Genomic DNA, 560 nt, shown 5'->3' on the forward strand with positions numbered 1-560 from the left:
CCGGTGGATCCGGTGGGTGGTTGATAGTTCTTGCCCGCGATGTTGTACAGGTACTGCTTGGTCAACCGGTTGATCGCGGCGGCGGTGTCGCTGGAGGTGGCGTTGCCACCCGAGACGATCGACTGCGCTTTCAGCAACGCCGCGGTCAGGATCTGATGCACCTTCTGCTGCCCGGCCTTCGTGTACGCCTGCGGCCCCAACTCCGCCAACGCCACGTTCACCTCACGCACCAGCTTGACGATCGCCTTCTTGTCGACCTTGTTCGACCCCTTCAAACCCCGCACATACGACACCAACTGGTTGTCCACATTGTTGAACGCCTTCGCCGCGTTGCGCTGGAACAACTGCTTGGCCCGAATCGCCCGCGTCGTCGCACCACTACCCGAGGAACCCCCCGACTGCTGCGGCACCTGCGACACCTGCGGATCCACCGGCTCCCCCTCCCCGTACACCCCCTCCAACTGCTTCAACACATCCATCGCCCGCGCCGCCTCCGGCGACATCCCCGCCGCACCATCGCTACCGGCGCCCGCCGCCACCGGCGCCGAACCCCCACCGTT

Annotated in this window: 1 protein-coding gene; it reads right to left on the reverse strand. The window is 65.5% G+C overall.

Going from position 1 to position 560, the window contains the following annotated elements; genetic code table 11:
- The coding region (locus IU450_RS39300) for a DUF4226 domain-containing protein (RefSeq protein WP_195154784.1) at nucleotides 1–560 on the reverse strand (560 nt) is incomplete at both ends.

It is taken from the genome of Nocardia abscessus (assembly GCF_015477775.1).
Taxonomy (GTDB): Bacteria; Actinomycetota; Actinomycetes; order Mycobacteriales; family Mycobacteriaceae; genus Nocardia; species Nocardia abscessus_A.